24 protein-coding genes and 1 pseudogene are annotated in these 24,977 nt (G+C 71.3%); 10 read left to right on the top strand and 15 right to left on the bottom strand.

Annotation, left to right across the window (positions count from 1 at the left end):
• The first annotated feature begins 164 nt into the window (after positions 1-164).
• The 5 genes from RDV84_RS08030 to RDV84_RS08010 all read left to right on the top strand — a co-directional run bounded on the left by RDV84_RS08030 (position 165) and on the right by RDV84_RS08010 (position 5,181).
• The gene (locus tag RDV84_RS08030) at positions 165-827 is read left to right on the top strand and encodes a hypothetical protein (RefSeq protein ID WP_309153012.1); all 663 of its coding nucleotides are present in this window, start codon (positions 165-167) and stop codon (positions 825-827) included.
• A 46-nt stretch (positions 828-873) separates the two neighbouring features.
• On the top strand, positions 874-1,260 hold the full coding sequence (locus RDV84_RS08025; RefSeq protein WP_309153011.1) for a hypothetical protein: 387 nt from the start codon (positions 874-876) through the stop codon (positions 1,258-1,260).
• On the top strand, positions 1,193-2,932 hold the full coding sequence (locus tag RDV84_RS08020) for an ABC transporter permease (protein WP_309153010.1): 1,740 nt from the start codon (positions 1,193-1,195) through the stop codon (positions 2,930-2,932). The genes RDV84_RS08025 and RDV84_RS08020 overlap by 68 nt, the downstream gene beginning before the upstream one ends.
• Positions 2,933-2,972: 40 nt before the next feature.
• The gene (locus tag RDV84_RS08015; protein ID WP_309153009.1) at positions 2,973-4,268 is read left to right on the top strand and encodes an ABC transporter ATP-binding protein; all 1,296 of its coding nucleotides are present in this window, start codon (positions 2,973-2,975) and stop codon (positions 4,266-4,268) included.
• A gap of 196 nt (positions 4,269-4,464) precedes the next feature.
• Complete coding sequence (locus RDV84_RS08010; RefSeq protein WP_057949543.1) at positions 4,465-5,181, top strand: MgtC/SapB family protein; 717 nt, start codon at positions 4,465-4,467, stop codon at positions 5,179-5,181.
• 143 nt (positions 5,182-5,324) lie between these two features.
• On the opposite strand, the gene RDV84_RS08005 is transcribed toward RDV84_RS08010, so the two are convergent.
• Positions 5,325-6,584, bottom strand: a complete 1,260-nt coding sequence (locus RDV84_RS08005; RefSeq protein ID WP_309153008.1) for an RNA polymerase sigma factor — start codon at positions 6,582-6,584, stop codon at positions 5,325-5,327.
• A gap of 134 nt (positions 6,585-6,718) precedes the next feature.
• Positions 6,719-7,171, bottom strand: a complete 453-nt coding sequence (locus tag RDV84_RS08000; RefSeq protein ID WP_309153007.1) for a VOC family protein — start codon at positions 7,169-7,171, stop codon at positions 6,719-6,721.
• Between RDV84_RS08000 and RDV84_RS26020 the strand changes: the two are divergent.
• Positions 7,085-7,378: pseudogene (locus tag RDV84_RS26020) on the top strand (DUF6053 domain-containing protein); the annotation flags it as partial. The gene RDV84_RS08000 and the pseudogene RDV84_RS26020 overlap by 87 nt on opposite strands.
• Positions 7,379-7,420: 42 nt before the next feature.
• Here the strand turns inward: RDV84_RS26020 and RDV84_RS07995 are convergent.
• The 4 genes from RDV84_RS07995 to RDV84_RS07985 all read right to left on the bottom strand — a co-directional run bounded on the left by RDV84_RS07995 (position 7,421) and on the right by RDV84_RS07985 (position 12,192).
• The gene (locus RDV84_RS07995; RefSeq protein WP_057949546.1) at positions 7,421-7,846 is read right to left on the bottom strand and encodes a YciI family protein; all 426 of its coding nucleotides are present in this window, start codon (positions 7,844-7,846) and stop codon (positions 7,421-7,423) included.
• Between the two features lie 99 nt (positions 7,847-7,945).
• Positions 7,946-8,038, bottom strand: a complete 93-nt coding sequence (locus tag RDV84_RS27310; RefSeq protein WP_486624514.1) for a DUF6053 domain-containing protein — start codon at positions 8,036-8,038, stop codon at positions 7,946-7,948.
• Between the two features lie 117 nt (positions 8,039-8,155).
• Entirely contained in the window at positions 8,156-10,948 is a 2,793-nt protein-coding gene (locus RDV84_RS07990) for a TonB-dependent receptor (protein WP_309153006.1), read from the bottom strand.
• Positions 10,949-11,835: 887 nt separating this feature from the next.
• Positions 11,836-12,192, bottom strand: a complete 357-nt coding sequence (locus RDV84_RS07985; protein WP_057949548.1) for an ArsR/SmtB family transcription factor — start codon at positions 12,190-12,192, stop codon at positions 11,836-11,838.
• A gap of 341 nt (positions 12,193-12,533) precedes the next feature.
• On the opposite strand from RDV84_RS07985, the gene RDV84_RS07980 reads away from it, so the two are divergent.
• Positions 12,534-13,679, top strand: coding sequence for a glycosyltransferase family 4 protein (locus RDV84_RS07980; protein ID WP_057949549.1), 1,146 nt, complete (start codon positions 12,534-12,536; stop codon positions 13,677-13,679).
• Between the two features lie 135 nt (positions 13,680-13,814).
• Here RDV84_RS07980 and RDV84_RS07975 read toward each other — a convergent pair whose 3' ends face one another.
• Positions 13,815-14,039, bottom strand: coding sequence for a hypothetical protein (locus RDV84_RS07975; protein ID WP_057949550.1), 225 nt, complete (start codon positions 14,037-14,039; stop codon positions 13,815-13,817).
• Positions 14,040-14,481: 442 nt separating this feature from the next.
• On the opposite strand from RDV84_RS07975, the gene RDV84_RS07970 reads away from it, so the two are divergent.
• Entirely contained in the window at positions 14,482-15,753 is a 1,272-nt protein-coding gene (locus tag RDV84_RS07970; protein WP_309153005.1) for an MFS transporter, read from the top strand.
• A 609-nt stretch (positions 15,754-16,362) separates the two neighbouring features.
• Here RDV84_RS07970 and RDV84_RS07965 read toward each other — a convergent pair.
• Positions 16,363-17,475: an acyltransferase family protein gene (locus RDV84_RS07965; RefSeq protein ID WP_309153004.1), complete on the bottom strand. Its 1,113-nt coding sequence runs from the start codon at positions 17,473-17,475 to the stop codon at positions 16,363-16,365.
• A gap of 478 nt (positions 17,476-17,953) precedes the next feature.
• Here RDV84_RS07965 and RDV84_RS07960 point away from each other — a divergent pair, with 478 nt between their 5' ends.
• Positions 17,954-19,210 carry a hypothetical protein gene (locus RDV84_RS07960; protein WP_309153003.1) on the top strand — a complete coding sequence of 419 codons (1,257 nt, stop codon included), beginning with the start codon at positions 17,954-17,956 and terminating at the stop codon, positions 19,208-19,210.
• Positions 19,211-19,289: 79 nt separating this feature from the next.
• Here the strand turns inward: RDV84_RS07960 and RDV84_RS07955 are convergent, their stop codons facing one another.
• Positions 19,290-20,036 (bottom strand): DUF6683 family protein, encoded by a 747-nt coding sequence (locus RDV84_RS07955; RefSeq protein WP_309153002.1) that lies wholly within the window; start codon positions 20,034-20,036, stop codon positions 19,290-19,292.
• On the opposite strand from RDV84_RS07955, the gene RDV84_RS07950 reads away from it, so the two are divergent.
• Positions 20,023-20,397 (top strand): hypothetical protein, encoded by a 375-nt coding sequence (locus RDV84_RS07950; protein WP_309153001.1) that lies wholly within the window; start codon positions 20,023-20,025, stop codon positions 20,395-20,397. The two genes, RDV84_RS07955 and RDV84_RS07950, sit on opposite strands and share 14 nt — an antisense overlap.
• On the opposite strand, the gene RDV84_RS07945 is transcribed toward RDV84_RS07950, so the two are convergent.
• From RDV84_RS07945 to RDV84_RS07920, 6 genes are all read right to left on the bottom strand, one after another.
• Complete coding sequence (locus RDV84_RS07945; protein WP_057949554.1) at positions 20,384-20,740, bottom strand: hypothetical protein; 357 nt, start codon at positions 20,738-20,740, stop codon at positions 20,384-20,386. The two genes, RDV84_RS07950 and RDV84_RS07945, sit on opposite strands and share 14 nt — an antisense overlap.
• A gap of 210 nt (positions 20,741-20,950) precedes the next feature.
• Positions 20,951-21,415, bottom strand: coding sequence for a hypothetical protein (locus tag RDV84_RS07940; RefSeq protein ID WP_078997018.1), 465 nt, complete (start codon positions 21,413-21,415; stop codon positions 20,951-20,953).
• 78 nt (positions 21,416-21,493) lie between these two features.
• Positions 21,494-22,282, bottom strand: a complete 789-nt coding sequence (locus RDV84_RS07935) for a hypothetical protein (RefSeq protein WP_057949556.1) — start codon at positions 22,280-22,282, stop codon at positions 21,494-21,496.
• Positions 22,283-22,289: 7 nt separating this feature from the next.
• Complete coding sequence (locus tag RDV84_RS07930) at positions 22,290-22,796, bottom strand: hypothetical protein (RefSeq protein ID WP_057949557.1); 507 nt, start codon at positions 22,794-22,796, stop codon at positions 22,290-22,292.
• A complete protein-coding gene (locus tag RDV84_RS07925) occupies positions 22,793-24,145 on the bottom strand; it encodes a FliI/YscN family ATPase (RefSeq protein WP_078997020.1) in 1,353 nt (450 codons plus the stop codon). Before RDV84_RS07925 ends, RDV84_RS07930 begins: the two co-directional genes overlap by 4 nt.
• A 61-nt stretch (positions 24,146-24,206) precedes the next feature.
• Complete coding sequence (locus RDV84_RS07920; RefSeq protein WP_309153000.1) at positions 24,207-24,944, bottom strand: FliH/SctL family protein; 738 nt, start codon at positions 24,942-24,944, stop codon at positions 24,207-24,209.
• Between the last annotated feature and the right edge of the window lie 33 nt (positions 24,945-24,977).

Genomic DNA, 24,977 nt, shown 5'->3' with positions numbered 1-24,977 from the left:
GGCTCCGTTCGCGCAGAACGAAGCCGAGTCGCACGTAACCCATCACCGATGCTCCGCCCGCTCCGCGCGGTGCGGGCGCGCGCTCGCTTTCCCATCGCACTGCAGTCAAAACCCAGACCGCTTCCGGGTGGCCGCTGGCGTTTCCGTTCGTCCGGAGCGCGCCGATGCCCTTCCGTTTCGCCCTGTTTTGCCTGTTCGCGGCGCTGTCGCTGCACGTCGGTGCCGCGCGCGCCGGCGCCAGTCTCTACGTCGACGATGCCGCCACCGTCGAACGCGGCCGTTGCCAGCTCGAAAGCTGGCTGCGAACCGCGGCGCCGGCGCGCGAACTGACCCTCGCCCCGGCCTGCAACCTGGCCGGCACCGAATTCGGCCTGAGCCACAGCGACTACGCCGCGCCGCACGCGCCGGCCGCGCAGGTCCTGAGCGCCAAGCGCACGCTGCACGCCTCCGCGCACGGCTGGGCCCTGGCCGCGTCGCTCGGCGCCAACTGGAACGGCGCCCGCTACGACGGCTGGAACTTCAACCTGCCGCTGACCCTGGGCCCCGATCCTAGCGGCCCGCGCCTGTGGCATTTCAACCTCGGCTGGAACCAGCCGCGCCACGGCCGCGCGCGCCTCACCGGCGGCGTCGGCCTGGAGCAGGCGCTGGCCGCGGACTGGACCGCGTTGGCCGAGCTCTACGCCGATCCGCACGGCGACCTCGGCGGCCAGCTCGGCCTGCGCCGCGCGTTCGGCGCCGACGCCAGCCTCGACCTGTTGCTCGGCGACCGCGCGCGCGACCCGCGCGGCCCCTGGCTGACCCTGGGCTTCAACCTCGCGCTGCGTTGAACGACGCGCGCTCACGCACGGTCCGCGCGACCGCAAGGAGCACACCATGACCTTGCTGCACTTCCCCGCCAACCGCCTGCGCCCGCAGCCCGGCAAGGCCCCGTACCGCGCCATCGCGCCGCTGCTGCGCCTGGCCTGCGCGCAGTTGCGCGAACGCGACGCCGCCGACGCGCGCGGCGCACTGGTCGCGACATGGCGGCGTTCGCCGCAGAGCGGGCGCCTGGAATGCCGCTGGACCCGCGCCGGCGCGGCCGAGGAACCGCCGGGACGAGAACGCATGGATCGCCGCGACCGCCGCGATCGCCGCTCCGACCGCCGTGCGCACCGCGATGCGCATCCGCTCCGCCGTTCCGAGGCCTGTCCCGATGTTCCGTCCCTTCCTGCAATTTCCGCCGGCGCCGCTGCGCGCGCGCTGGTGGCCCAACGCCTATGACCTGATCGCCTTCGCCCTGCTGATCGCCGCCGCGGTGGCGCTGGCGCACGCGGCGATGGAAACCCGCGCGCCGTTGGCGGCGCTCGACGCCGCGCCGGTCTCGCTCGATCCGGCGCGCCTGCCCGACTACGCGTTGCGCACCACGCTGCGCATGTTCGCGGCGATGCTGGCCTCGTTGCTGTTCACCTTCACCGTCGCCACCTGGGCGGCCAAGAGCCGGCGCGCCGAACGCCTGATCGTGCCGGCGCTCGACATCCTGCAGTCGGTACCGGTGCTGGGCTTTCTGAGCTTCACCGTGGCCGCGTTCCTCGGCCTGTTCCCGGGCCGCCAGCTCGGCGCCGAATGCGCGGCGGTGTTCGCGATCTTCACCAGCCAGGCCTGGAACATGGCGTTTTCGTTCTACCAGTCGCTGCGCACCTTGCCGCGCGATCTGGACGAAGTCGCGCGCGGCTTCGGCCTGAGCGCGTGGCAACGGTTCTGGCGGCTGGAAGCGCCGTTCGCGATGCCGGGTCTGGTGTGGAACGCGATGATGTCGATGTCCGGAGGCTGGTTCTTCATCGTCGCCTCCGAGGCGATCAGCGTCGGCCATACCACCATCGCGCTGCCGGGCGTCGGCTCGTACCTGGCGTTGGCGATCGCGCGCGAGGACTTCGCCGCGGTCGGCTGGGCGGTGGCGGCGATGGCGGCGGTGATCGCGCTGTGCGATCAACTGGTGTTCCGGCCGGTGGTGGCCTGGGCCGACAAGTTCCGCAGCGAGCAGACCGCCAGCCAGCAGCGGCCGCGCTCGTGGATGTACGAGCTGATCCGCCGCACCCGCGCCGGCAAGCGCGCGCTGCGGCCGCTGGCGTGGCTGTGGCAGCGCGCGCTATGCCTGCGCTTGCGGCCGCGCGTGCCGGTCGCCGCGGCCGGCGTAGTCGCGCCGGCGTCGCCGTGGCCCGATCGCCTGTGGCTGGCCGCGTTGCTGCTCGCCGCCGCGGCCGGCGCGTGGCTCGCGCTCGACTACGGCCGCCAGCACCTGCAAGCGGACGACCTGCGCGCCGCGTTCGGCGGCGGCTTGGCGACGCTGCTGCGGGTGGTCGTGCTGATCGCCATCGCCAGCGCGATCTGGGTGCCGGTCGGGGTGTGGATCGGCCTGCGTCCGCGCTGGGCCCAGCGCGCGCAACCGGTGGCGCAGTTGCTCGCCGCGTTTCCGGCCAACGTGCTGTTCCCGGCGGCGGTGATCGCGATCCTCGCCACCGGCGCGAACCCGGACGTGTGGCTGTCGCCGCTGATGGTGCTGGGCACCCAGTGGTACATCCTGTTCAACGTCATCGCCGGCGCCAGCGCGGTGCCGACCGACCTGCGCGAGGCGGCCAGCGTGTACCGGCTGCGGTCGTGGACGTGGTGGCGGCGCGCGATCGGGCCGGCGGTGTTCCCCTACTACGTCACCGGCGCGCTGACCGCCTCGGGCGGTTCGTGGAACGCCAGCATCGTCGCCGAGCTGGTGACCTGGGGCGATCGCAAGGTCGAGGCCTACGGCCTGGGTTCCTACATCGCCCGCGCCACCGAGGCCGGCGACTTCCCGCGCATCGTGCTCGGCGTGGCGGTGATGTCGCTGTTCGTCACCGCCTTCAACCGCGCCCTGTGGCGCCCGCTGTACGCCTACGCCGAACGCCGCCTGCGCCTGGATTGAGCGCACGCGTGTCCGCACCCCGAATCGAAGGAGTTTCGCCATGACCCTGCACACCTGCCTGCGCCCGCTGATCGACGTGCGCGGCCTCAGCCAGCATTACCCCAAAGCCGGCAGCGAACCGCTGCGCGTGCTCGACCACGTCGACCTGCAATTGCGCGCCGGCGAGATCGTCGGCCTGCTCGGCCGTTCCGGCTCGGGCAAGTCCACCCTGCTGCGCGCCATCGCCGGACTGATCCGGCCCAGCGCCGGCGAGGTCGAGTTCCTCGGCACGCCGTTGAGCCGCGCGCCGGCCGACATCGCCATGGTGTTCCAGAGCTTCGCCCTGTTCCCGTGGCTGACCGTGCTGCAGAACGTCGAGCTGGGCCTGGAAGCGCGCGGCGTGGCGCCGGCGCAGCGGCGCCCGCGCGCGCTCGCGGCGATCGACCTGATCGGCCTGGACGGCTACGAGAGCGCGTACCCGAAGGAACTGTCCGGCGGCATGCGCCAGCGCGTCGGCCTGGCCCGCGCGCTGGTGGTCGAGCCCAAGGTGTTGCTGATGGACGAGCCGTTCTCCGCGCTCGACGTGCTCACCGCGCAGACCTTGCGCGGCGACCTGCTCGACCTGTGGGCCGAACGGCGCATGCCGATCGAGGCGATCCTGATGGTCACCCACAACATCGAGGAGGCGGTGCTGATGTGCGACCGCATCCTGATCTTCGGCTCGCATCCGGGCCGGGTGGTCGACGAGATCCAGGTGCCGTTGGCGCAGCCGCGCGATCGCTTCGACCCGGCCTTCCGCGGCTTGGTCGATGCGATCTACGAGCGTATGACCGGCTCGGCGCATCCGGGCGCGAACGCGCGCGGCGGGTTGGCGATGGAGCTGCCGCCGGTGTCGAGCAATCTGATCGCCGGCCTGATCGAGGCGGTGGCCGAGCCGCCGTACCGCGGCCACGCCGACCTGCCGGCGCTGGCGGCGCAACTGCAGTTGGAGGTCGACGAACTGTTTCCCATCGCCGAAAGCCTGCAGCTGCTCGGCCTGGCCGAACTCGGCGACGGCGACCTGCGCCTGAGCGAGGCCGGCGCGCGCTTCGCCGCGCTCGACACCGATGCGCGCAAGCGCCTGTTCGCGCGCCAGCTGGCCGCGCACGTGCCGCTGGCCGCGCACATCCGCCGGGTGCTGGACGAGCGCGCCGCGCACCAGGCGCCGGCGCGGCGCTTCCGCGACGAGCTCGAAGACCACATGTCGCCCGACTACGCCGCCGCGACCGTGCGCGCGGTCACCTCGTGGGCGCGCTATGCGGAGTATTTCGCCTACGACGAGGCGGCGGACCGGTTCAGCCTGGACAATCCGGGCTGAGTCCGGCGACCTGCGACAAAAGCGTCGGGACTGAAGTCCCTCCCACAACAACCTTCATCCGCCGCCGCCAAACTTCGGCGGCAGAGCTTTCCGAGTCCTTGTGGTAGGGCTTCAGAGCTCTCGTGGGAGGGCCTTCAGGCCCGATGCCTTCCGCTCAGACACGACGATCTTCCAGCACCTCTCCCCCGGAGCCTCCATGCGCTTCCTGCACACCTTCCAACTGCTGCCGTTCCTCGACACCGTCGCCAGCCTGCTCGCCGCCTTCGTCCTGGGCACCCTGATCGGCGCCGAACGCCAGTACCGCCAACGCACCGCCGGCCTGCGCACCAACGTGCTGGTCGCGGTCGGCGCGGCCGCGTTCGTCGATCTGGGCATGCGCCTGGCCGGCAGCGTCGAAGCGGTGCGGGTGATCTCCTACGTGGTCTCCGGCATCGGCTTCCTCGGCGCCGGCGTGATCATGAAGGAAGGCATGAACGTGCGCGGCCTCAACACCGCCGCGACCCTGTGGTGCTCGGCTGCGGTCGGCGCCTGCACCGGCGCGGACATGATCGCCGAGGGCGCGCTGCTGACCGCGTTCGTGATCGCCGGCAACACCTTGCTGCGGCCGCTGGTCAACGCGATCAACCGCGTGCCGATCGACGAACGCGTGTCGGAGGCGACCTACGAGGTGCGGCTGAGCGTGGCGCCGGAATCGGCGCCGGCGGCGCGCGAGTGGCTGGTCGATCACCTGGAGGCGGCGAACTATCCGGTCGGCGACGTCGATGTGGACGAACACGGCGAGACCGCGACGCAGATCGTCGCGATCCTGGTCAGCACCGCGGTGGTCGCGGCCGAGCTGGATGCGGTGGTGGAGCGATTGCGGCGCCTGCCGGGAGTGATGCATGCGACCTGGGAGTCGAGCACGCGCGATTGAGCCGCTTCGGATATCGCGAATGCCCCCTGTAGGAGCGACGCAAGTCGCGACCGCGGGGTAGCCGGTCGCGTCGCAAGCGCGGTGTCGCGGTCGCGGCTCGCGCCGCTCCTACAGGGGCTATCGAGGCGATGCAGCGCCGGAGGTCACGCGCACTCCGCCGCGCGGCCCAGCAAAAAATCGCGCTCGCGCGCGTTGCGGGTCAGGCCCGCGGCGCGCTCGAACTCCACGCGCGCTTCCTCGCGCCGGCCGAGCTTGAACAACAGGTCGCCGCGCACGCTCGGCAGCAGGTGGTATTGCTTCATCGACGGCTCCTGCAGCAGCGCGTCCACCAGCGGCAGCGCGGCTTGCGGACCGAACGCCATCGACACCGCAACCGCGCGGTTGAGTTCCACCACCGGCGACGGCGTGCGCGCGGCCAAGCGCTGGTACAGCTGGGCGATGCGCGCCCACGGCGTGTCCTGCGCGGTCGCCGCGCGCGCGTGGCAGGCGGCGATGGCGGCCTGCAGCACGTAGGGCCCGTCGGAACCGCCGAGCTGCACCGCGCGCTCGAGCGCGGCCAGGCCGCGCTGGATCTGCAGCCGGTCCCAGCGCGAGCGATCCTGGTCGAGCAACAGGATCGGCTGGCCGTCCGGGCCGGTGCGCGCCTTCGAACGCGAGGCCTGGATTTCCATCAGCGCGACCAGGCCGAACGCTTCGGCTTCCTTCGGCATCAGCCCGGCCAGGATCCGGCCCAGGCGCAGCGCGTCCTCGCACAGGTTCGGCCGCATCCAGTCGTCGCCGGCGGTGGCCGAATAGCCTTCGTTGAACACCAGGTAGATCACTTCCAGCACCGAGGACACGCGCTGCGCCAGTTCCTCGCCGCGCGGCACTTCGAACGGCACCTGCGCATCGGCCAGGGTGCGCTTGGCGCGGACGATGCGCTGGGCGATGGTCGGCTCCGCGGCGAGGAAGGCGCGCGCGATCTCGTCGGTGGTCAGGCCGCCGAGCAGGCGCAGGGTCAGCGCGACCCGCGCCTCGGTCGACAGCACCGGATGGCAGGAGATGAACACCAGCCGCAGCAGGTCGTCGCCGATGTCGTCGTCGAGCTTGTCGAAGAACTTCTCTTCGTGGCCGTCCTGGTCGGATTCGAGTTCGTAGCCGATCTGCTCGTGCTTGCGGTCGAGCAGCTTGCGCCGCCGCAGCCGGTCGATGGCGCGGTTCTTGGCGGTCTGCATCAGCCACGCGCCCGGATTGTCGGGCACGCCGGTCTCGGGCCATTTCTCCAGCGCGACCACCAGCGCGTCCTGGGCCAGTTCCTCGGCCAGGCCGACGTCGCGGACCATGCGGGTGAGTCCGGCGATCAGCTTGGCCGATTCGATGCGCCAGACGGCGTCGATGGCGCGGTGGGTGTCGGTGGCCGTCATGGCGAGGGATGACACCACCTCGCGCGGCCGCTCGCAAGGGCCGGCGGCCCGCGCGCGGCGCGGGACCGGTCGGTCGCAACGGCGGCGGCGGAGCGGGCGGTCGGACCGCGCGCGCCGTCGCCGCGAACGCGCGGTCAGGCCGCGGCCTGGCCGTGTCCTTCGCCGTCCACGCAGCCCATCGCCTGCACGCAGTTGACCATCCACGGCACGCCGAAGCGGTCGGTGAGGATGCCGTAGGCCAGCGCCCAGAAGGTTTCCTGCAGCGGCATCTCGATCTTGCCGCCCTGCGCCAGCGCCTTGAAGATGCGCGCGGCTTGTTCCGGATCGTTGAGGCTCAAGGCGACGTGCGCGCCCTTCACGCCCTGGTACGGGTGCTGTTCGGTCGCGTCGGTGCCCATCAGCATGAAGCCGTCGAGTTCGTAGCAGCCGTGCATGATCTTCTCGCGCTCGGCGGCGGCCAGGCCTTCGCAACCCGGGTTGTCGCCGAACGGCATCAGCGCGTGGATCTTGCCGCCGAGGATCGTCTGGTAGGTCTCGAACGCCTCGCGGCAGTCGCCGTCGAAGGACAGGTAAGTGGTGAGTTGCATGGTGGCGGTTCCTTTGGATGGAATGAGGGAAGGCGCGGACGCGGCGGAGGCGTGGGTCGCGCTTTCACTAGGACGACGAATGCGCGGCGGGTGGATCGACACGGCCGGCGGATTTCTTTCGCTGTTGTGGGAGGGCCTTCAGGCCCGATGCTTTACGGTCGGCTCGCCGTCGCCTGCGACAAAAGCGTCGGGCCTGAAGGCCCTCCCACGGCATCGGCCTGCGCCGCGGCGCAGGCCTTTCCCGCAGGTTCAATGCCGGCCGCCGACCTGCTCGCGCAGCCGCGCTTCGGTCGCCTGCAGTTCCGGTGTCAGCGCCTCGCCGAAGTCGGCCGCATCGAACACGCGGCGGATCTCGATCTGCGACTGCGCGCCGTCCGGGTTCGGCACGCGCTTGACCCACTCCACCGCCTCTTCCAGCGAGCGCGCCTGGATCAGCCAGAAGCCGGCGATCAGTTCGCCGGGCGCGTCGAACGGCCCGTCCGCCACCCGCCGCGCGCGGCCGTCGAAATACACCCGGGCGCCGCGCGCGCTCGGATGCAGGCCCTCGCCGGCCAGCAGCACGCCGGCCCGCACCAGTTCCTCGTTGTAGGCGCCCATCGCGGCCAGCAGCTCGGTGCCGGGCATGACTCCGGCCTCGCTGTCGGGCGTGGCTTTGACGATCAGCATGAATTTCATGGTCGTGGTCCTCGTCGCGACCGGCGGAGCGCCGGCCTTGACGGAGCGACGAACCGGGGCGGCGGGGATCGACATGGCCGGGCGGAAGGCAGCATGGGCTCATGCGGTCGTGGGAGGACCTTCAGGCCCGATGCTTTTGTTTCCGATCGCGGCGACCTGACCGAAAGGCATCGGGCCTGAAGGCCCTCCCACAACAAAGAAAGGCCCGCCCCGCGAACGCGGAGCGGGCCGGAACAGCCCGAAACGGCTGGAGAACGGCTTACTGGAGGGTGGGCCGACAGGTTCGCCCGTCAGCGGCGGGCGGATGGGTTACTGGAAGTCGTACTTGACCCCCACGGTGAAGTAGCGGCCGATCGCGCCGCTGGAATGCATCGGGTTGTAGTTGATCGCGCCATAGGTCAGCGGATCCAGCGGCGCGATCTTGTCGGTCACGTTCTGCACCGAGCCGAACACTTCCACGCCGTCCTTGGCGCGCCAGCGCCCGGACAGGTCGAAGGTGGTGAACGACGGGATCCGGCAGCCGTTGCCCGGCGCCGGGGTGCCGTCGGCGTAGCGGCTGGCGCAGGCGTTGCCTTCGGCGGTCACGTTCTTGAAGTCGGCGATGTAGTTGGCCACGCCGCTGAGGGCGAAGTTGCCGATCTCCCAGGTCGCGCCGAGGTTGATCTTGTTCTTCGGCGTGCCGATGCAGTTGGTCACGTCGCAGTTGCCGTGGGTGCCGGCGTACTCGAACGTGGTGCCGTCCTCTTCCTCGCGCTCGTAGGTGCTGATGTGGCTCCACTGCAGGTCGAGGTTGAGCTTGCCGTAGCCGCCCAGCTCGAACCCCTGGCGCACGTCCAGGTCGATGCCGCGCACCGTGGTCGAGGCCGAGTTGACGTAGGCGGCCTGCGCCGCCAGCAAGGTGCCCGAGTTGGGAATGCCCGGCAGGTTGTTGTCGCTGCGCACCACCCGTCCGGCGGCGACCGCGGCCGAGGTGGTCTCGACGTTGATCTCGTTGCTGCGCTTGATCTCCCAACCGTCGAGGGTGATGGTGGTGTTGCTGGTCGGCTCGAACACCAGGCCCAGGGTGTAGCTCTTGGATTCCTCGGCCTTGAGGTCGGGGTTGGGGCTGGTGATCACCGCGATCTGGATGTCGCAGTCGCGCACGCTCGCGCCCGCCGTCGGGTTGCCGCCGGGGCAGCGCACCGGGTCGGCGGAGGCGGTGAAGCCGGCAAGGCCGCCCTTGCCCGACTCGGCCGGGTTCGGCGCGCGGAAGCCTTCGGCGTAGGTCGCGCGCAGCGCCAGCTGCTGCAGCGGCTTCCACTTGATGCCGACCTTCGGCGTGGTCGCGCTGTCGCCGCCCTTGTAGCTGTCGTAGCGCACCGCCGCCGACAGCTCCAGGCTCTCCAGCACCGGCGCCACCATCTCGGCGTAGGCCGCGGCGACTTCCTGGGTGCCGCGATACGCCGAATAGCCCAGGCCGATGATGTCGCCGGTGTCGGTGTAGGTCTGCGGATCGAGCTGCGCCTTCTGCCGGCGCCATTCCGCGCCGAAGGCGATGCCGAGCGAACCACCCTTGAGTTCGGTCAGCGAACGCGAGCCCTTGATGTCGAACAGGTCCAGCGTGGTCTTGCCGTCGGCGTGGATGGTCGGCGAGATGTAGTCGTACAGCGCCTGGTTGTTGAGGTTGGCGTTCTGGCCGATCCGCCACCAGCCGCCGGGGCCGGTGCCGTTGGTCAGCGCGTCGCGCACCGCGCTGTAGCGCAGGTAGCCGTCGCGGGTGTTGGTCAGTTCGCTTTCCGAATGCAGGTAGGCCACGTCCAGGTCCCAGCCGCCGGCGGTGCCCTTGATCCCGGCCAGCACGCGGCTGAATTCGCTGTCGCCGCGGATGATGCGCGGGCCGACGTCGAACGCCGAATAGCGCAAGTTCACCGCCTGGCCCGGGAACGGGTTATCGGGATGGTTCGGCCCCAGCACCACCGCGCCGTCGCCGGAATCGGCGTTGACCGGACCGCCGGGATAGCCCCACGCGCCGGACACGCTGTTGGGCGTGTTGTGGAAGGTGCTCTTCTTGCGCGAATAGCCGGCCTCGACATAGGCCTCGAAGTTGTCCGACAGCGCGAAGGTGCCGCGGCCGAACAGGTTCACGTACTTCTCTTCCGGCGCCAGGCTGTTGAACTGGCCCGACTGCCACAGGCAGCCGCCGTTCGGGTCCTGCGGCGTGATCGGCGAGAACTGCGCGCAGCCCGGCAGCGACTGGTACTGCCCGGTGATCGGATTGCGCACGCTGCCGGCCGGCGACGGCGAGGCGTCGTCGCCGAGGATGAAACCGTTCATGAAACGCTTGGTCTGGCTGTAGCCCCAGCGGCGCGCGTCGCCGGTGCCGATCCACTTGCGATCGCGGCGGTCGGCGACGCGGATCTCGTCGGTCTGGCCGCCTTCGATGTTGAAGTAGACGTTGTAGCGGTCGTCGTTGAGGCTGCCGAAGCCGAACGTCGCCGAGGCCTTGGCCATCTGGCCGTCGCCTTCGCCGGACACGCCGTAGCTGCTGCGCACCGACACGCCCTTGAATTCCTTGCGCAGGATGATGTTGACCACGCCGGCGATGGCGTCGGAACCGTAGATCGCCGAGGCGCCGTCCTTGAGGATCTCGACCCGCTCGACCGCGTCCATCGGGATCACGCTGAGGTCGGTGAACACTTTCTGGCCATCGTCGGCGAGGCCGTACGGCGCCATGCGCCGGCCGTTGAGCAACACCAGCGTCGAACCCGCGCCGAGACCGCGCAGCGACACGCCGGAGCCGCCGGACGCGAAGCCGGTGCCGTAGGTGCGCGGTACCGAGCCGGCGCCGTCGGAGGTCAGCGTCTGCAGGTATTCGGCCAAGGTCGCCTTGCCGCTGCGGTCGATCTCCTGGCGGGTGATCGACTGCACCGGCGAGGCGGTCTCCATGTCGCCGCGGCTGATGTTGGAGCCGGTGACCTCGATGCGGTCGAGCGTGGTGGTCTGCGCGGCATTGGCGTCCTGCGCCTGCGCCGCGGCCGGCGCGAGGCTGGCGACGGCGGCGGCGAACAGCGCGCGGCGGATCGCTTTGTTCAAGGGCGCGCGGCTGAAAGTGGCGTGCGGCATGAGCGGCTGGCTCCTGTTGAGTGGATTCCCTGGGAATGTGCTGCGAAGGACGACGGCAGTGTCGAAAACCTCAGCGAGCGCCGTTGAGCGCATCTAGCGCGAAGGCTGCGCGCGGACATCGCGAACGATGCGCCGCGTGTGCGCGATCGCGCGAAGTGTCGATCGCCGCGCGGCGCGCGGCGTGGAGTCCCCGGATGAGTCGATGCATTGTTCAGGCGTGTGTGGCGACGCGGCGCACTCCCTCGGCGCGTGGGAGACGCGTGCAGCGACGTTAATACGCGACGTCCGCGCGGTACTTCGACGCAGTTCCGTTTAGCGCGCGCGAAACTTTGCGGAGTATGTCCAACGGATGCCCGGCGGCGCGCACCGCGTCATGCGCGGTGACGACGGTCTTGTGCGGTTTGTTAGCGCGCAACGCGACGACGCCCGTATTCGCATGCATCGCGCGCTCGATGTTATTTGTGCGGGTGCGTCATCGGCGATTACCGAATCGGCAAAGTCGCGCGACACTGCAGGCTCGTGTGGGAGGGGCTTTAGCCCCGACGCTTTCCGATCAGATCGCGGCGAATTGAACCAACTGCGTCGGGCCTGAAGGCCCTCCCACAACCGCGTGCTCGTGTGGCAGGAATTTCAGCCCCGAGGCTTCGCGCTCGGATCGCGACGAACCGAAACCGGAAGCGTCGCGGCGGAAGCGCTCGCCGACAACGCCACCGTCGTCTTGATCGCGCTGGCCAACGGACTCGGCAAGCCGCAGCACGGCGCGCGTGTCGGCGCGGCCGCCGCGCCGCCGGCCGCGGCGGAACGTGCACGCGCGGGCCGGCCGGCGTCAGCCATGCGCGCGCTCCACCGCGGCGCGAACGCGCGAGGTCGGTGCGGACGCGGCAGGTTCAGGCCGGCGGATCGTCATGCGGCGCACCGGGCGCGGCCTGCAGTTGGGTCAGGTAGTCGTCGAGCCGCTGCAGGCGCTCGTCCCACAACTGGCGGTACTCGTCGAGCCAGCCCGACACTTCGCGCAGGCGCGCGGTCTCCAGCCGGCACGGCCGCCACTGCGCGCTGCGGCTGCGCGCGACCAAGCCGGCGCGCTCGAGCACTTTGATGTGCTTGGAGATCGCCGGCAGGCTCATCTGGAACGGTTCGGCCAGTTCGGTCACGCCGGCTTCGCCGCTGGCGAGGCGGGCCAGGATCGCGCGCCGGGTCGGATCGGCGAGGGCGGCGAAGGTGGTGCTTAGCGAGTCGGCAGGCATAACTGAACCAGAAGGTTAAATAACATCGATAGTGGATGCCTGGCGCGCGCAGGGTGTCAAGCCGGCCGTGATGGCGCCGTCAGCCGGCGACCTGCCGGCGGGCCTTGAATCGTTCAGTGAATTCATGAACGAACGCGGCGCGGCTGACTCACGGAAACTCACTTCATCACATAATAATTGTGACGATGTTCGCACTAATGGAGAGGCGCTGAGTCGGCCGCATGTCCCGTTAGTCGTTTCCTGCCAGGACCCGCGTCGCCCATGAAGCCTCCCCACTCCAACGCGATCCCTGCAGCCGCGCGGCCCCCGCGTGTCGGCGCGGGCTTTGCCGTGGAGGCCGCATGCGCATAGGCCTGGACTACCGCGCCGCCACCCTGGCGCCCGGCAGCGGTCCGGCGCGTCAGGTGCTGGCGCTGGAGCGCGCGCTGCGGCGCCGGCCGGATACCGAAACGGTGCTGTTCACCGAAGCGCCGCTCGACCATCCGCACCGCGCCATCGCGGTCGCCGCCGACCTGCCCGCGGCCGCCCCGACGGGCGCCGGTGCGAGCGTCGGTGCGGCCGCCGGCCTGCGCCGGCGCTGGCGCTTCGAGGCCGGCTTCCTGCCCGCGGCGCTGCGCGCCGAACAGGTCGACGTCTACATCGCCGCGGCCGAAGGCGGCCTGCCGGTGTGGCGCAAGCCGGCCTCGGTGCGCCAGGTGCTGCTGCTGCACGATCTGTTCAAGCTGACCCTGCGCCGGCCGAAGTCCTCGCCGCTGCGCGCGCTGGCCGCACGCATGCTCGACGAGGCGGCGATCGGCCATTCCATCGCCAGCGCCGACGCGATCTGGACGCCCTCGCGCTACACCACCGCCGAGTGCGGCCGGCTGTATCCGGCGCATGCGCACAAGCTCTACGTGTTGCCCGACGCGGTGGCGCCGATGCCGGCGCCGGCCGAGCGCAGCCGCCTGGGACAGCCGCTGCCGCCGCGCTACTGGCTGCTGGTCGGCACGCGCGAGCCGCGCCGCAACGCCGACCTGTTCCTGCGCGCGTGGCTGGACGCGCGCCGCCAGCATTACGACACCCCCGACCTGGTCGTGGTCGGCTCGCCCGCCGATGTGCCCGCGGAACTGCAACGGCTCAACGGCGTGCACTGGTTCGAGCAGGTCGCCGACGACGAACTGGCGCGGCTGTACTACGACGCCGAACGGCTGTGGCAACCCTCCTATGCCGAAGGCTTCGGCCTGCCGGTGCTGGAGGCGCTGGCCGCCGGCACCCCGGTGGCGGTGGCCGAGGGCGGCGCGCTGGAGGAAGTGGCGCCGGTCGACATGCCGCGCTTCGACCCGCACGACCGCCCGCAACTGGCCCAGTTGATGATCCGGCTCAGCCGCGAATCGGTGGTCGGCAACGCCGAGCAGCGCCGCGCCTTCGCCCAGCGCTTCGCCCCCAACGCCTACGCCGCGCGCGTGGGCGCGCTGCTCGACGAGTTGCTCAAGCGCAGCGACCGCTGAGGTCGCCGCGGGGATGGCGGCGCTGCGGAGACAGCGGACAGGCGTTGGGAGAGAGCGAAATTGCGCTTTCGCTCTCTCCCAATGCCTATGCGCCAAATTCGCCGCAGTTCGCCGTCCCGTCCCGCTCGCCGCACCTCACTCGTAAGGCGCGTGTTCCAGCCCTTGCGCGGCGATGATGCGGTTGATGTGCGAAACCACCCGGCAGCGGTCGTCGCGCGGGGTCACCGTCAGCAGGCGTTCGATCAGGCTGTCCACGCGCGGCCAGAACACCGCGTCGTCGCTCCAATGACGCCGCCACAGCGGCAACGCCGCGGTGAGTTGGCACAGATCGCCGTCGAGTTCGGCGCGGGTTCGGTGCATCGATTGGCTCCCCTGGCAACGGCGGGACCGGCCCGCCCTTGGTGACGCACGCGCGGCCGAAGCCGCCGCGATGGTGGTGGTGGACATTCCGCCGCCGCCGGGGGGTGCGGGACGGATCGGAGGGACGCCGCCCGGCTGCGATCCCCATCGCAGGCCGCCGACCTCCCGACACTCCTATGTACGAACGCAGTGCGGACACCCGGCCCCACCTTCGATCACCAAAAATATACAGAAAATGCGAGTTCAGTCACGCTTCTGATGCAGCAACTGCGCGGTCGGGGCTGGGGGCAGGGCCAGGAGCAGCGCCCAGGGGAGTCGAAGCGGCCTTGCCCGCGCCCGTGCGCTCACTGGCGGCCCCACACCGTTCCACCCGCGCCGCATTGACCTCAAGCGGGCTTGAGGTCCCACCCTGGCGGCCATGTTTCCGACCCGGTCCGCGCGCATGAAATCGACGTCCCTGCCCTTCTCTGCGCAGCCGCCCAGCGACACGGCGCCCGACCGCCCGGCCCAGGCGGACGCCGCCTCGACCGACTGGCGCGCGGTCGCCGCGGTGTTCGGCGCGGGGCTGATCGCCGCGCTGCAAGTCGGCAAGACCGCCATCGCCCTGCCCGCGCTGCGCGCCGACCTCGGCCTGGACCTGCGCGCCGGCGGCTGGCTGATGGCGGTGTTCGGCCTGCTCGGGCTGTTCGCGAGCGTGCCGGCCGGGGCGCTGGTGGCGCGACTGGGCGACCGTCGCCTGCAGGTCGCCGGGCTGGCGGCGATGGCGCTGGGCAGCGCGCTCGGCAGCCAAGCCGATAGCCTGACGGCGCTGATGGCCACCCGCGTGCTCGAAGGCGCCGGCTTCCTGCTGTTCGCGGTCGCCGGCGCGAGCGTGCTGCAGCGGCTGTCGCAGGCGCGCGACCGCGCGGTGGTGTTCGCGATCTGGAGTTGCTACATGCCCGCCGGCATGGCCCTGGCGCTGGCCACCGGCGCCGCCCTGGACGGCTGGCGCGGATATTGGGAACTCAATGCGCTGTTGTGCGCGGCGGCGGCGCTGGCCCTGCACTGGGCAGTGCGCGCGCCGTCGGCGCAGGCCGCGCGCGCCGCGGCCGCGCGGCCGTGGCGGGCGATCGCCGCCGATGCGTGGGCGGTGGCCGGCGCGCGCGGCCCGCTGCTGCTGGCGCTGGCGTTCGCGCTGTACGCGCTGCAGTTCTATGCGCTGCTGAGCTTCCTGCCGACCTTGCTGATGCAGCGCATGCAGGTCGACGCCGCCGGCGCCGGCCTGCTCAGCGGCGCGGCGATCGGCGCCAACGTGCTCGGCAACCTCGCCGCCGGCGCGTTGCTGCGCCGCGGCGCGCGGCGCTGGCGGCTGATCGCGCTCGCCAGCGCGACGATGGGCCTGTCGGCCGCGGCGGTGTTCGCGCTGCCGCTGCCCGCGACCGTCGCCTACGGCCTGTGCGTGCTGTTCGCGCTGGCCGGCGGGTTGTTGCCGGCTTCCACCATCGGCGGCGCCGCCGAGTTGGAACGCGATCCGGGCCGGATCGCGATCGCGGTCGGCCTGTTGATGCAGGGCAGCTACCTGGGCCAAGTGATCGGGCCGTCGTTGTTCGGCAGCGTGGTCCAGGCGGCCGGGTGGCCGGCGGCGGCGTGGCCGGTGGGATTGGCGGCGCTGGGGGCGGTGGCGGCGGCGGTGGCGCTGCGGAGGTCGTTCGCGGCGGAGGGTGGGCGTGGTTGAGGGCGGGTGGTTTTTGGGAGCGGCTCCGCGTGTCTTCAGTCGCGTATCCGACTGTAGGAGCGGCGCGAGCCGCGACCGCGGCAACGCAACTACGACGGAACGTTCACTGTGTTTGCGGTGGCGCGGTCGCGGCTTGCGCCGCTCCTACAGGGGGCGTGCCGCGGTGGGGTTCGCCTTTGCGTGTGCGTACTTGTGAAGACAAGCGACCATCAAGAGCTTCCGTCCGCAAGCGGCCGGGTCACTTTCTTTGTCTGAAGCCACAAAGAAAGTAACCAAAGAAAAGGCCTTGTTTTTTCGGATCAAGAGCCACTATGGCTCGAAAAGGGCGCGGGGCCGCGCCATAAGGGGCATCCTGCCCCATGGCGCGCGTGCGCATCCATGCGCACGCCCTCCGGGGCTGCGGAACATCGGCTTTGCTTGGGGTTGCGTCAAAGCGAACAGCGAACAACTAACGGCTGGAGACAACGACAAACTGGATTCCGGGTGTCGCCGGAATGGGGCGGATTCGGATTCGCGGCGATTCGAGTTGGCGCAAATCCGACGGCCGGTTGAGCCGGCTCAGATTCGGATCGACGCAGATCTTGGCGTCTGCAACGCCCGCGCTGTGTATCAGGCCGCGGCCGCTTCGCTCGCCGTCGGCGACGTCGCGCGGCGACTGCGGATCAGGCCGTCGCGCAGGCGCAGGAACGGGCGCTCCACGCTGTAGTGCAGCAATGCGCCGCCGGCCAGCGCGGCGGCGGCATAGGCGCAGAAGGCCAGCAGCGGTCGCGCGTCCAGCGCTTCGCCGAACGCGCCGGCCATCAGCGCGAACATGCCCTTGTGCCCCAGGTACAGGCTGAAGGACGCCGCCGCCAGCCAGCCGGCGCCGGGGATGCGCAGGCGGCCGGTCCAGCGCTGTTCGGACGCGCCGGCGGCGACCAGCAGCGCCATCGCCAGCGAGATCAGCGGGAAGCCGAACACCGAGGCGGCGAAGCCCAGGCGCTCGCGCGAGATCCACATCGCCGCCGCCAGCACCGCCGCGCCGGCCAGCGCGAGCCAGCCCGAGCGCCGCATCATCGCCGCCCACGCGCGCGGTCGGTACGCGCGCAGCGCCGCCAGCGCGACACCGAACAACAGTCCGTCCAGGCGCATCCAGGTCGGGTAGTAAATGCGCTCGACCCAATGGTTGGCGTTATCGTCGAGGCCGTTCCACACCCAGGCGCGCAGCGCGATGCCGGCCAGCGCCAGCGCGATCACCGCGGCGACGCCCTTCCACAACGCCGGCCGCCGCGTCAGCGCGATCGCCAGCAACGGAAACAGCAGATAGAAATGCTCTTCCACGCACAGCGACCAGGCGTGCGAGAACGCCTTGTTGCGTTCGTAGTCGATCAGCAGGTTCAAGGTGAAGCTGAAGAACTGCCAGCCCGACTCCAGCCCGGGCCGCTCGCGGAACGCCGGCCACAGCAGGTACAGCGCCAGCACCGTCCAGAACGCCGGCAGCACGCGCAGCGCGCGGCGCAGGTAGAAGTCCTTGAAATCGAGCCGGCGGCCTTCGCTCAGCGGACGCAGCACCTGCCAGCCGATCAGATAGCCGCTGAGGGCGAAGAACAGATCCACGCCCATCCAGCCGAACTGCGACATCGGCATCCACGGCGAGCCCAGGCCCTGGCCGGCGGCGTGGAAGAACATCACCCAAACGATCGCGATCGCGCGCAGCAGATCGAGGCCGGGCAGTCGGCTCATCTTGGTTCCTGGTGTGTGGGAGCGTTGCGGACGTCGGTGCCGCGTTCGCCTGGCGACCTTGCATCGCGGGCAGCGAACGCGGACACAGTGTGCGCGCGGGCGAAGCGCGCAACAAGACGAAATACGCGCGCAACGCGGCTGCGTTGCCACGTTTGCGAAGTCGAATGCGCGCGCATCCGGCGCGCTGCAAACGCGGCTTTCGCCGCATACAAGAATCTTTTGTGGGACGCGTTCGCGCAGCGCGTTCGTCGATGCGTTTTTCATCCGCGCGTGTTTCGTCGGCGGGTCTTCATCGATGCATTCGGCCCAGGTGTGCGACCGATACGCGCGACCTGGCGCAACCCGGCGCGGCACCGCCAAGATGCACGATCGGTCGCGCCGACCTAGGGCCGCCCCGAGGATGCCGCGGCCGCGGCGCGGCGCTACCGTCGCAGCAACGTCCCTGCGGCAACGGGCGATCGTGCGTGCGGGTGCGGCCATGTCCATCGACTTCCCGAGCAATCCCCTGGGTAACCTGCTGTCGGGCCTGGGCGGCGGCGCGTCCGGCCTGCCCGGCGGCCTGCCGTTGCTGGGCGGGAACAGTCCCGGCCTCCCCGGCATGCCGTCGGCGCCCGGGGAGGGCGACAACGACCCGCAATCGCCGCGCCTGCCGTCCAACAATCTGCCCGGCGCCAACGGTCAGGGCCCGGGCGGCACGCCGGGGCTGCCCGGCGGCGGTCTGGGCAACACGCCGGTCGGCACCGCGCCCGCGCCGGGCAGCAACGCGCCGCTGATCAATCCCGACAATCCGCTCAGTCGCATGCTGCAGGGCTCCTCGCCGAGCGCCTACAACCACCCGTTCGGCAACGGCCCCGCGCCGACCCAATACCCGGCGCCGACCCTGTCCGAGCGCGCCTTCAACGCCGCCCAGTACGCACTGCTCGATCGCGGCGCGGTGCCGGCCGCGGCGGGCTCGGCCGCCAGCGCCGGCGCACAGGGCCAGTCGCTGCCGGCCTCGGTCGGCGGTGCGTTGCCCAGCGGCGGCAGCGCCGGCGGCACGGCCGCGGGCGCCGCCGCGCACGGCGCCGCCACCACCGCCCAACTCAGCGCCGCGCCGGCTTCGACCCTCGCCGCCGCCAATGTCGTTCCCAACGCCGTCGCCGGCTCGCCGGCCGCGGCGGCGCTGTCGCAGGACGCGTTGATCGCCCAGCAAGCCCTGCTCGCGCGCCTGCCGGCCGGCACCCACGCGGCGGCCGGCAACACCGCCGCGGCCGCCGCGGCGCCGCCGTCGGAAACCGCGGCCGCGCTGCCGGCGGTCGGCACCCACACCACCAGCAACGATCCGCGCAATCTGCCGGCGGCGCTCAACGACCGCGCCGTGCAGCAGCGCGGCGACGGTCCGAACGCATCGGTCTACACCGGCGACACCGCGGCACGGCGCGCGCCCGGCCGCGGCCGCGTCTCCGGCGCCACCCTGACCCACTGGCTGTGGCGCTTCGGCCGCGGCGGCGCCCACCGTCCCAGCCACGACGACACGCCCGAAGTCGAGGCCGTGCGCGCGCTGCAGTGGCTGTTCTGGGTGCTGACCGTGGTCGCCTACGTGTGCCTGGCGATGGCGGTGGTCCTGCTGCTGCCGGGCGGCAGCTTCGACAGCCAGCGGATCCAGACCGGCGGCAGCGGCGCTGCGTTGGCGCTCGGCGTCGCGGTCGCCGCCGGCGCGTGGTGGCTGGGGCGACGGATCAACAAGCGTCCTTGAACGAAATCGCGCCGGCACAAGCGGCGCCGGATCGGCGCAGCGGCTCCCAAATGCGCCACGCGCGCTTAGCGCGGCGCCCTCAGCGCCGCGCGCTCAGTCCCTGGCCGCCGACCAATTCGTAGCGACGCAGATCCAGCCCCTGGCGCTCGACCTCGCGGCGCACGCGCTCGCCGAGCGACACCAACTCCTGGCGCGCGCCGGTCTGCCGATACACTTCGTAGCTCACGCCGTGGCGCATCGCCGCATAGGCCAGGCGCTCGGCCAGTTCCTGCTTCTGCGCATCGCTGAGCGTGCGCAGCCCCGGGCTGGCGAGCAAGGCGCGGCGCAATTGCTTGCGCAACCCGGCTTCGCCGCCGGGCACATCCTTGGCGTTGCGGTCGTTGGCGACTTCCCAGGCCATCGCCAGATAAGCGGCGGCGACGTCGCCGAGATCGTCGCGCGCGTAGCCGTAACGCAGCAGCAGCGCGTCGAAGCGCTCGCGCATCTGCGCCGGCGTCATCGACAGGCCTTTCAGCGCGACGCCGGCCTGCTCGCCCTGGACCCGCGCGCTCAGCGCGGGATCGCGGCGAAAACGCAGGGCCGAATCCGGCGCGGCGGCGGCGCCCGCGGCGCCGCGCGCGAGCGCGGTCAGCGACTGCGACCACACGCTGCTCGCCGCGACCGCGCCCGGCGCGGCGCGGCCGCGGCCGGCGTTGAGCGCGCCCTGCTCGGCCGACAGCACGTTGCCGGTATGGACTTGATGCTGGTGCATCAACACCGCCTGTCCGGCGGCGTCGAACTGGGCCTGCGCCGGCGCGGCCAGGACGCAGCCGATGGCCGCGGCCACGAGCGGCTTCGCGCGCGCTGCGGCAGCCAAAAGCGCTACGGATCGCGCCGTCGCCGCGCGCAAGCTCGAACGACAGGCCCGCAGGCATCGCGCCCGCCAGCCGTCGATCTGCGGCGTCCGGACCCGCATGCCCGTGGCCCGCGACTCCAGACCCATCGCCGACCCGCCCCGTTCCACGCTCGCTCGATCGCGCATCGCACACCTCCTTCGGCCCGCCGCGTCGCGGCGCATCGCCGCGGGCGCAAAAACGAAGAACGCCAAGCGGCAAGCTTGGCGTTCTTTCGCGGCGGCGCAAGCCGCCGGGCGCACACTTCAGGGCTCGCGCGCGACCGGCGCGCACAGGCCGTTCAGCGCTTGCTGATTTCCTTCAGGCCGTTGCCGATGGAATCGAGCGCGCTCTTGATCGCGTTGCTCTCGATACCGAAGATCTGGCTCTGGGTCTGGAAGTCGGTCATCGCGCGCATGTATTCCTTGGACTGCTGCTCGCCGCTCTTCGGGTCGAGGGTTTCCTTGTAGTTCTCGACCATGCGGTTCTTGGCGTCCATCATCGCGTTGACGCGGTCGCCGAGGATGTCGCCGAGCGCGGCGGCCAGCACCTCGAACCAGGAACCGCCCTTGGCGGCCTTGACGCCGCTGGTGCTGCGAGCTTCGCCCGAGGCGATGCGCTCGTTGGTCATGGAAATGCCGAGATCGGAGGTGGACATTTCGTTGCTCCCTGTGGGTTCGTTGGTCCGCCGGAAGGCGGATCGGATCAGTTCGGATGGTTCGATCGGTTTCCGGCGCCGGCCCGCGGGGTAGGCGAGCGTCCGTCCGGCGGTGCGGTTACGGCTTACATCCGCATTCTCCATGCCCGCCGGCGCGCCGTAAGTCGGGGCGTGCCCTAGCTAGGGTTGACCCCAGGGTCCGCCTCGGGGTCAGCCCCAGGGGCCGGGCTTGCGCGCCGCGGCGACCTTGCCGATCTGCGGCGGCAGGCCCTGCACCACCTGCACCGCGGCGCTGGCGCCGCGGCTGCGCTTGATCTGGCCGATCTGCTCGTGCAGCCAGGCGTGCGCGCCGGCTTCGCCGTCGCGGGCCAGCCGGCGTACGAACTCCTCGCCCAGGTCGCGGGCTTCGTTGTCTTGGCCGCCGAAGGCCTGGTCGAACTTGCCCAGCAGCGCCTCCTGTTCGGCCTGGCCCAGACCCAGCTCGGCCACGCTGTCGGCCCAGGCCTGGCGGTCGAAACCGCGGCCGCCGGCTTCCGCGTTCTCGAACGCGTCGCGGAAGTGCTTGAGCAGGAAGTCGCGATCGGCCGCATCCAGGTTCGGCTGCTCTCGCAACGAGGCCTCCAGCTGGTCGATGAATTGGCGGCCGTCGGCGGCAGTGTTGGCTTGGGATGACATGGGGCGATGCGCTCCTGCAGGGTTGTCCATAGAGGGCGGGGCGGCCCGGCCGGCCGCGACGGCGCCGGGCGACCGCGTTCAGTCGTGGAAATGCGGGTCGATGCTGAGCCGGCCGAGGTTGCGCTCGGCGAAGCGGCGCATCAGCTCGGGACCGGCCTCGCGGATCGCGTCGTAGCTGGAGCGCGAACGCGAATCCGCGCGCAGCTGCCAGCCGTCGGCGGTCTTGCTCAGCAACAGGTCGGTGCCCGGCAGGGTCTGGTCGGACAGGCGCAGCAGCACCTGGCCGTCGCCGCCGTCGGCACCGCCGCCGCCGACCGCGAGCTGGCGCACGTGGCGCTCGACCAACTCGGCGAAGGCCGCCGCGTTGGAGGTCGGCGCCGGCGCCTGCATCGGCGCGGTCTGGTCGGCGCGCATCGCCTGCTGCGCCAGCCACAGGCCGGACTGCTCGGACGATTGCCCGTCGCCGCCGCCGCGGTCGAAGCCGACCGAATAGCGCTGCTCGTCGCGCGATTTCTGCTCGACCCCGTGCTGCCGCGCCTGGCCCTGGGCGGCCTGGTTCTGCGCGGTCTGGTCCTGCGCGTATTGGTTGCGACCGCGCTCCAGCGCGTTCTGCTGGCGCCCGCGCAGGGCCTGCGCGGCGGCGTCGCCGGCGGCGTACTGGCCGTCCTCGGGCTGGGCGCCGAGGGTCTGTTCGCCCTTCTGGCCCACCGCCTGGCGCTGCTGCATCAGTTCGCGGAACTGGTCGACCGACTCGGCCGGCGCGGACTGGCGCGCGGCGCGCTGGCGGTCGGACAACTGCGCTTCCTGGGCGAGCTGTTGGGCGCGCTTGGCGTCTTCGTTCGCGGAGCTGTTGCGGATCGTGCTCATGGCGACCTCAGAAGGGGGAGTTGTGGTGGGTGGAACGTTGCCGCGCGGCCAGCAGCAGGTCGGCCGACTGCGCTTCCTCGCGGCGCTGGGCGATCGCGCTTTGTTCCTTGCGCCACACGTCGCGGCGTTTCTCCAGCGCTTCCAGCCGCGACTTGGCGCGGAAGAAGGCCTTGCGCGCCTCGTCCAGCGCGGCCTCGGCCTCGCGCAGCTTGCCCTGCGCGTCGGCCAGGCGCTGGCGCGCGGCGTTGGCCAGTTCGGCCAGATGATCGACGTGCGCCTCGCGCTGGGCCATCGCCATCGCCCACGGCACGCCCGCCGGCGGCGGATCGAGCAGGCGCAGGCGCTGGCTGGCGCGCTCCTGGTTCAAGGCGACGATCTCGCCCTCGATCGCGGTGCAGGCCTCGCGCCGCGCCTGCACCTGCGCCTGGCGCTCCATCACCAGCGCGCGCGCGGTCTCGACGCGGTGCTCGCGCAGCTGCAGCAGCGTGGCCAGGGGGAAGCGTTGCTTGTTCATCCGAACAACCTGCGCAGCGCGTCGATGGATTGCTTGTAATCGGCCAGATCGTTGGACGATTGCTTGAGCAGCTTGCGGATCGGCTCGATCTTCTCGATCGCGATGTCGGCGTCGGCGTCGCTGCCGCGCTTGTACTCGCCCAGTTGCAGCAACAGCTCGATGTCCTGGTGCTTGGCCAGGTACTTGCGCAGCTGGCCGGCGGCGCGCTGGTGCGCTTCGTCGGCCACGCGCGGCATGGTCCGGCTCAGGCTCACCAGCACGTCGATGGCCGGATAGTGGTAGGCGGCGGCGAGCTTGCGCGAGAGCACGATGTGGCCGTCGAGGATCGAACGCACTTCCTCGGCGACCGGGTCGTCGCCGTCCTCGCCTTCCATCAGCACGGTGTAGAACGCGGTGATCGAGCCCTTGTCGTTGTTGCCGGCGCGCTCGAACAGGCGCGGCATCTGGCTGAACACCGACGGCGGGAAGCCGCGCCGCGCCGGCGGCTCGCCGATGGCAAGGCCGACGTCGCGCAGCGCGCGGGCGAAGCGGGTGACCGAATCCACCAGCAGCATCACCCGCTTGCCGCGGTCGCGGAAGTATTCGGCGATGGCGGTGGCGACCCAGGCGGCGCGGCTGCGCTCCAGCGCCGGGCGGTCGGAGGTGGCGACCACGATGATCGATTTCTTGAGCCCTTCCTCGCCGAGATTGTCGTGGATGAACTCGTTGACCTCGCGGCCGCGCTCGCCGACCAGGGCGATCACGTTGACGTCGGCGTCGCCGCCGCGCGCGAGCATGCCGAGCAAGGTGCTCTTGCCGCCGCCGGCGACGGCGAAGATGCCCAGGCGCTGGCCGACGCCGGCGGTGATGACGGTGTCCAGCGCGCGCACGCCGGTGGCGAACGGGCGGTCGATCAATTGCCGCGCGAGCGGATTGGGCGAGGCGGCGTAGATCGGCATCTGCACGGTCGGGCCGAAGCCGCCGCGGCCGTCGATGGCGTCGCCGTTGGCGTCGAGGATGCGGCCGAGCAAACCCTCGCCGCAGCGCACCGAGGCCTGGCGGCCGGTGGCGATCACCTCGGTGTCGTGGGCGACGCCGTCGAGCGCGCCCAGCGGCGTGAGCAGGGTGTACTGGCGCGACACGCCGACCACTTCGGCGGCGAGGCGGAAACTACGGTCGCGCGGGCTGCGCAGTTCGCACAGCTCGCCGATCATCGCCTTCAGGCCGGTGGCGCGGATCATCGTGCCGTAGGCCTCGGCGACCTTGCCCACGCGCACCACGCTGGGCACGCGCGCGAGCGCGGCGATCAACGGATCGATCTGCACCGGCGCGGGCGCCGGCTGCAATACGGTGCGCGGCAGGCTGCTCATCGCGCGCACTCCGGCGTCTCGGCGCGCGCGGCGGTGGCCATCGACAGCGGCGCGCGCGGGTTCATCCGCCGTGCTCCGCGCCGTGTTCGGCACCGTACTCGGCGCCGGACAGCGCGATCCGGATCGCCTCGATCTGCTGGGCCACGCCGGCGCGCACTTCGCCGACTTCCGACACCACCACGCAGCTGAGCTTGTCCAGGCTTTCGTCGTCGACCAGTTCGATCACGCCCACCACCGGATGCGCCTGGCGCACCAGGCCCAGGCCCTGGGCCACTTCCTCGCGCACGCTGGGGTGCACGCGGATCAACAGGAACTGTTCGGCCTGCGCGGCCTCCACCGCCTGCATGACCAGCGGCGGCACCACCGCCCGCGCGTCGAATTCGGGCGAGATCCGCGCCACGATCGCGCAGGCCAGCTCGGTCACGCGGCTGCCGGCGTCGGCCAGCACCCGCGCGCGACGCTCGTTGAGGTCGGCCAACTGCTGCGCCATCTGCTGCTGCGCGCGCGCCAGGCCCTCGGCGAAACCGGCGGCGTAGCCGGCCTCGCGCGCCTGCTGGATCTCGTCGCCGGCCTGGTCGTAGAGCGCGTTGACCCGGGCCAGGGTCTGGTCCATCTCGACCACCTGGCTCCACTGCTGCGCCGGCACCACGGTGCCGGCCAGCGCGCGCTCGAACTGCTTGCGCTCGAACACCGCCACCGTGCCCGCGGCGCGGCCGAGGTCGCGCCGCGCCGTCAGGTCGGCGACGTTGCTCGCGCCGGCGGCGGACGGGGCTTCGTAGCGGAGCGGATCGGCGGGCATGGCGGTTCCGGTTTGGAGGCAGGAATTCAGAGG

This window comes from Lysobacter yananisis, from assembly GCF_031199375.1.
GTDB classification, from domain to species: domain Bacteria; phylum Pseudomonadota; class Gammaproteobacteria; order Xanthomonadales; family Xanthomonadaceae; genus Lysobacter; species Lysobacter yananisis.
Note: the sequence above shows the minus strand (reverse complement) of the source record. Positions and strands in the feature narration are given on the sequence as shown.

What these genes read in the sequence shown, in the direction of transcription:
- RDV84_RS07985 (WP_057949548.1), bottom strand. Translation starts at nt 12,192, where the DNA reads ATGCCTGCCGACTCGCTAAGCACCACCTTCGCCGCCCTCGCCGATCCG.
- RDV84_RS07995 (WP_057949546.1), bottom strand. Translation starts at nt 7,846, where the DNA reads ATGAAATTCATGCTGATCGTCAAAGCCACGCCCGACAGCGAGGCCGGA.
- RDV84_RS07980 (WP_057949549.1), top strand. Translation starts at nt 12,534, where the DNA reads ATGCGCATAGGCCTGGACTACCGCGCCGCCACCCTGGCGCCCGGCAGC.
- RDV84_RS07930 (WP_057949557.1), bottom strand. Translation starts at nt 22,796, where the DNA reads ATGAACAAGCAACGCTTCCCCCTGGCCACGCTGCTGCAGCTGCGCGAG.
- RDV84_RS07950 (WP_309153001.1), top strand. Translation starts at nt 20,023, where the DNA reads ATGGCCGCGGCCACGAGCGGCTTCGCGCGCGCTGCGGCAGCCAAAAGC.
- RDV84_RS08010 (WP_057949543.1), top strand. Translation starts at nt 4,465, where the DNA reads ATGCGCTTCCTGCACACCTTCCAACTGCTGCCGTTCCTCGACACCGTC.
- RDV84_RS07960 (WP_309153003.1), top strand. Translation starts at nt 17,954, where the DNA reads ATGTCCATCGACTTCCCGAGCAATCCCCTGGGTAACCTGCTGTCGGGC.
- RDV84_RS08025 (WP_309153011.1), top strand. Translation starts at nt 874, where the DNA reads ATGACCTTGCTGCACTTCCCCGCCAACCGCCTGCGCCCGCAGCCCGGC.
- RDV84_RS07935 (WP_057949556.1), bottom strand. Translation starts at nt 22,282, where the DNA reads ATGAGCACGATCCGCAACAGCTCCGCGAACGAAGACGCCAAGCGCGCC.
- RDV84_RS08015 (WP_309153009.1), top strand. Translation starts at nt 2,973, where the DNA reads ATGACCCTGCACACCTGCCTGCGCCCGCTGATCGACGTGCGCGGCCTC.
- RDV84_RS07945 (WP_057949554.1), bottom strand. Translation starts at nt 20,740, where the DNA reads ATGTCCACCTCCGATCTCGGCATTTCCATGACCAACGAGCGCATCGCC.
- RDV84_RS07970 (WP_309153005.1), top strand. Translation starts at nt 14,482, where the DNA reads ATGAAATCGACGTCCCTGCCCTTCTCTGCGCAGCCGCCCAGCGACACG.
- RDV84_RS08005 (WP_309153008.1), bottom strand. Translation starts at nt 6,584, where the DNA reads ATGACGGCCACCGACACCCACCGCGCCATCGACGCCGTCTGGCGCATC.
- RDV84_RS07925 (WP_078997020.1), bottom strand. Translation starts at nt 24,145, where the DNA reads ATGAGCAGCCTGCCGCGCACCGTATTGCAGCCGGCGCCCGCGCCGGTG.
- RDV84_RS07920 (WP_309153000.1), bottom strand. Translation starts at nt 24,944, where the DNA reads ATGCCCGCCGATCCGCTCCGCTACGAAGCCCCGTCCGCCGCCGGCGCG.
- RDV84_RS08030 (WP_309153012.1), top strand. Translation starts at nt 165, where the DNA reads ATGCCCTTCCGTTTCGCCCTGTTTTGCCTGTTCGCGGCGCTGTCGCTG.
- RDV84_RS07940 (WP_078997018.1), bottom strand. Translation starts at nt 21,415, where the DNA reads ATGTCATCCCAAGCCAACACTGCCGCCGACGGCCGCCAATTCATCGAC.
- RDV84_RS08020 (WP_309153010.1), top strand. Translation starts at nt 1,193, where the DNA reads ATGTTCCGTCCCTTCCTGCAATTTCCGCCGGCGCCGCTGCGCGCGCGC.
- RDV84_RS07975 (WP_057949550.1), bottom strand. Translation starts at nt 14,039, where the DNA reads ATGCACCGAACCCGCGCCGAACTCGACGGCGATCTGTGCCAACTCACC.
- RDV84_RS07965 (WP_309153004.1), bottom strand. Translation starts at nt 17,475, where the DNA reads ATGAGCCGACTGCCCGGCCTCGATCTGCTGCGCGCGATCGCGATCGTT.
- RDV84_RS08000 (WP_309153007.1), bottom strand. Translation starts at nt 7,171, where the DNA reads ATGCAACTCACCACTTACCTGTCCTTCGACGGCGACTGCCGCGAGGCG.
- RDV84_RS07990 (WP_309153006.1), bottom strand. Translation starts at nt 10,948, where the DNA reads ATGCCGCACGCCACTTTCAGCCGCGCGCCCTTGAACAAAGCGATCCGC.